This window comes from Oleiphilus sp. HI0132, assembly GCF_001635845.1.
The window spans coordinates 1-4,471 of sequence record NZ_LWGJ01000928.1; the positions used below are offsets into that span (position 1 = coordinate 1).

The following is a 4,471-nucleotide window of genomic DNA, read 5'->3' on the forward strand; positions in this document are numbered from 1 at the left end:
TTGCTTGCATAAGGTGTATCTATAACCAAAATATACCCAAGCATTGAATCGTGTATATTGCACCCTAGTGCCACGACGCCTGGCGTTTCAAACTTGATAGGAGATTCCGGCTTGTCGGCGTAAAGCTTTATTTCAAAGCGCTTTGGCTCTGAAAACGAATAAACATGATGTCTAATATTGTCGCTATTCGGAAAGCTCACTAAATCACCGACCTGAGCAATCAATACATGAGGGGCGAATTGCCTATTTTTCTGATCCATTATCAAGTTCGATGGAATACGCTTATTGCCAGACAAGGAAGCATATTCAGATTCGACTTGAAAATAAACGACACCATCGACAAGTGCTTGGCCATTTTGATCTTGAAGCGTTATATCGACAATTCCAGCAGCCTGACAGATATTAAATGACAGCCATGTCACGATGAAGATAAAACCCCGATCGAATGTATAAAGATTTGTAGACATAAGCGAAAATAAAACTAACTGGCAACATTATTAGAGTTTAGAACGAACAGTCTAGACCATGTGATGAAACTCTGTTTTGTTATAAATACTTGGCTAAGCAATTGTCTAACTCGATTGAGCGGTCATATTACGAAAAGAAAGCGGCGTCATGCCAAAACGTTTTTTAAACTGCCTGTGAAAGTGACTGAGATTATTGAATCCTATGTCTAGGGCAATGCGAGTAATGTCCTTTTTAGAAAACGCGAGTTGCTTTGCAGCATCATCGAAACGCAGTTGCAGAACAAACTCAATTAGACTGAACCCATACTTCTGCTTGAATTTTCGTGTAAGCTGGCTCCGAGATACTGAAAACCTCTTGCTCAAATCATCTAAATTGATATCTTCGACATAATGCCGTCTGACCCATGCAGTAATGTGATCAATATGATCGAAACTGATTTTAGAAAGAGCTGTGTCTTGATGCAGCCTCTCCATATGTAGAAGCAGCATTTTTATAAAGCAGTTTTCCGCAAATGATTGGTTCAAAAGAGAAGGTGACATCGAGAGTGCATCAACTTCTTGAATGCATCTTTCTAGATTGTCGCCCTGATCATTATTGGAATGAGACAGTGTCGTTTCTTGCTTTAGTTTTTCTATAAAGTCGTTATTGCATGGCGAACGCATTAAGTCGAGTGTGGCGGGTTTGATACAAGCAAGCAGTACTTCGCTACATGCTGACTCGCCATCAAAAATGGTAATTTTATGCACCATATTACAAGGAATAAAGATCGCGCTTCCTTGTTTTAGTGTATATGTTGCTAGACTATCTTCAATTAATAAGCCCCCACTCAAGCAGACGAGAAACTCATGCATATTATGTGCATGTTCTTTTATCGCCCCTCTTATAAGCGTTTTTTTCATCCAAAACATATCTTACCCGAAAGTACATAATTTAAATCAGAAAGTACAAGAACCAATGATATAGAAATAATACTATAACTCTTATTATGAACTAATAGTATATAGGATGTAGAAATGATTAAGTTGCACCACTTGAATAATTCACGATCTCAACGCGTTATTTGGGCCTTAGAGGAGTTAGGGCTAGACTTTGAAATAGAATCCTATCAGCGAGACCCTACTACCTACCTAGCTCCAGAAAAACTTAAGGAAGTGCACCCTCTTGGTAAGGCTCCGATCTTGGAAGATGGCGAAAATAAAATTGCAGAGTCTGCGGTTATCATCGATTATCTAGTGAATCAGTACGCTCCAAATCTAAAGCCGGAAATCAACACTGAAGAATATTTAAACTACCAATACTGGATGCACTATGCTGAAGGTTCATTGATGCCTTATCTCGTTATGAAGCTTGTATTTGATAAGGTTAAAACCAGCCCGATGCCTTTTTTTGCTAGACCTATTGCAAAAAAGATCGCCGAAAAAGCAATTTCTACCTTTATAAAGCCAAATTTAATCACACATTTAAGCTATATCAATCATTACTTAAATGGACGTTCTTGGTTCTGTGGTGATGCCTTGAGTGGTGTTGATTTTCAAATGATTTTTCCACTAGAAGCAGCCTGCGCAAGAGGCCTGGCAACTCCCGAAACACATCCTAATATTAGCAATTATGTTGCCAGTATTCATGCTAGGCCCGCATACCAGGCCGCCATAAATGCAGCTGGTGATTACGATTACGCATAGTCTGGCTTAACGCTATACAACATATTAACAACAGCAACCGTCTCCCTGGCCCTAACAAAGAAGGTCTCCGCTAGACCTTCTTTTCCACAGGTCAATCACACCCGCTGTTAATCACCACACCCTATGTTAAAGAAGCGATAAATTGTTCATGAAATACAATGCTATCGACAGGCTTTGAATAAAGATAACCCTGAGCTTGAATACAGCCCAGTTTAATTAGTTCACTCTCTTGTGCTTTCGTTTCTACACCTTCAGCAATCAACGAAAGCTTAAAAGTGTCGCCTAAAGAGATTATTGTCTTAATCAAATCACAATATGGGCTTCGAAGGGGTATGTATTAACAGCTAACCTGCCTGACTCTTGGTTACACGTGATAGCCCAAGAAATCGTCGGGCTCACATTTTCGTTTGACGCTTTCACCTTCTTTCTAGTAGAAGTTAAAGTGTCTAAAAATAGAATAAATCTAGAAGAAGCTTATTAACATCCGCCAATGGGACAGGATCTTTGGCGAATAAGACACTCAATCGAGAATGTGAACTTATCGTGGTAGGAATTATCTAGATAATAAAGAGGCATATCTCAGTAACAAGATATGCCTCTAACTTGGTAAACAATTTCAGGATGTATAATTAGAGCGTTGGCACTTTCAAAGTTGACTGTTTATTGCTGCTATATTCAAAATCCACAAAGTAATCGACACCCGTTGGAGATTGATATTGTGGGTCTTTGGTATCAACAGCTAGAACAAGGCGATGACCCGCGGGTACATCGTATGCTGTCGTTACTAGATCGAAGTCGACAGAAATTTTTTCGCCGGAGTTTGTGTCTGGCAATGTAATCGCGCCATGAGTTATTAATTTTCCAACACCCAAAGCATTCATGTCATAAAGATAAGCAACTAGCTGGATCTCATCGTGCTTTGGTTGTATCTGTAGTGATACTGAAGGATTCCCACGTATTTGCATTTCTTCGCTCAGCCAGCTCGATTTCCAATGGATACTTCTAATATCCGAGGCGGCTGGAATACTCGCTAAGATAGGCACCTCTAACTGCTCAAGAATTTGTGATAACAGCGGAATCTGCGTGCTAAATAAGGTACCGGCCCAAGCATTGATTGTGTTGTCTCTGCCGAAGAAGCTCCAGTATGGGTAGCTCTCCATATCACCATCATCGAAGGCTGAGCGAGGGTGTAAGTAAAAGGTTTCTGTACTGGAATCTTCTATAGGGAAGTGGTCAAAGCTATCGTACTGATCTTCAAACTTCACTTTCATTGTAATGGGTTTAGCGCTTGCTATCGGCGTGTTATCACCCTTTAAGTGATGATCAAACCATTGATAGGTACTTGTCCAAGGTAAGGCTTCCGCACCGATGACTGGAGGAAGTAAGTCTGCTGAAGCATGAGTACCTGAAACCAAATCAATATGTTTTGGCCCGGTAAGCTGTTCAAACATACTCATTAATGAGTTAGGTTGGAACAAATTATCACCATAAGCTTTGGCGATATAAACTGCCGTACCATTGGTATTAAGCTCATCAACATAATTGGATGGAGAGCGAACACCCGCCCACTCCATAACAGCAGGAATCTCACTTAAGTTCTGATTTTTGATATTTGACCAGTGCTGCTCGACAATTGGGTCCAGATTTCCGAGTAAGTTGCCACTTAGTGTTAGTAGCTCACCCCAGACCAAGCGAGGTGTTTGGTTTCCATATAACGAATCTGCCAAGCTGCCCCAAGCACTCATTGCTGAAACGGCTTTTATTCTAGGGTCGTGTGCTGCGCCAATCAAAGAAATACCTGAACCATAGGAAACACCCGCACTCCCTATTCTCTCTGGGTCTACGTTATAGTTTTCGATAAGGTAATCTATCACACGGCTAAAATCATCGATGTCCTTTGGGCCAGCCGTATTAATCATGCCTTCTGATGTGCCGAAACCTCGAGTGCTATAACTAAAAACGATGTAGCCCTTTTCTGCTAACTCTCCTGCTTGTGTTAAATACTCATATTCATTCAGAGCCCAGCTATTTACAAAAATGATGGCTGGTGCTGGTTCTGACAGGTCATTAGGAACAAAGACATTGGCGGCCAAGTCAACACCATCATTTGCCTCCACAATGATGTCATCATTTGTTGTGTAGGCATCAGAGGTCGGAAAGATACCTTGGTTCAACAGTCCTGCAACAAAACTAAGTGCGGGGATATATCCATCATTATTAGCTTGTGCAGCCGGGACAAGCACACTTGCGGCAATACTTGCTGTTAGAATTGTTTTAATTAACTTCATTATTTTTATCCTTATTTTTATTATCTTAACTAG

The 4,471-nt window shown here is 40.7% G+C and carries 5 protein-coding genes; 1 reads left to right on the forward strand and 4 read right to left on the reverse strand.

All coding sequences use genetic code 11. The annotated features are described in order from the left end of the window. Both A3766_RS10430 and A3766_RS10435 read right to left on the reverse strand, forming a co-directional pair. A partial coding sequence (locus A3766_RS10430) for a methylamine utilization protein (protein ID WP_197479518.1) occupies positions 1-422 on the reverse strand: 422 nt, incomplete at its 3' end. A gap of 150 nt (positions 423-572) precedes the next feature. Beyond that, the gene (locus A3766_RS10435; RefSeq protein ID WP_068552843.1) at positions 573-1,367 is read right to left on the reverse strand and encodes an AraC family transcriptional regulator; all 795 of its coding nucleotides are present in this window, start codon (positions 1,365-1,367) and stop codon (positions 573-575) included. A gap of 114 nt (positions 1,368-1,481) precedes the next feature. Between A3766_RS10435 and A3766_RS10440 the strand changes: the two genes are divergently transcribed. Beyond that, positions 1,482-2,150 carry a glutathione S-transferase gene (locus A3766_RS10440; protein WP_068554155.1) on the forward strand — a complete coding sequence of 223 codons (669 nt, stop codon included), beginning with the start codon at positions 1,482-1,484 and terminating at the stop codon, positions 2,148-2,150. A gap of 121 nt (positions 2,151-2,271) precedes the next feature. Here A3766_RS10440 and A3766_RS28840 read toward each other — a convergent pair whose 3' ends face one another. Continuing rightward, positions 2,272-2,457 carry an EAL domain-containing protein gene (locus tag A3766_RS28840; RefSeq protein ID WP_068508809.1) on the reverse strand — a complete coding sequence of 62 codons (186 nt, stop codon included), beginning with the start codon at positions 2,455-2,457 and terminating at the stop codon, positions 2,272-2,274. Positions 2,458-2,779: 322 nt separating this feature from the next. Further along, positions 2,780-4,438, reverse strand: a complete 1,659-nt coding sequence (locus A3766_RS10445; RefSeq protein ID WP_068553461.1) for an alpha/beta fold hydrolase — start codon at positions 4,436-4,438, stop codon at positions 2,780-2,782. Positions 4,439-4,471: the final 33 nt, after the last annotated feature.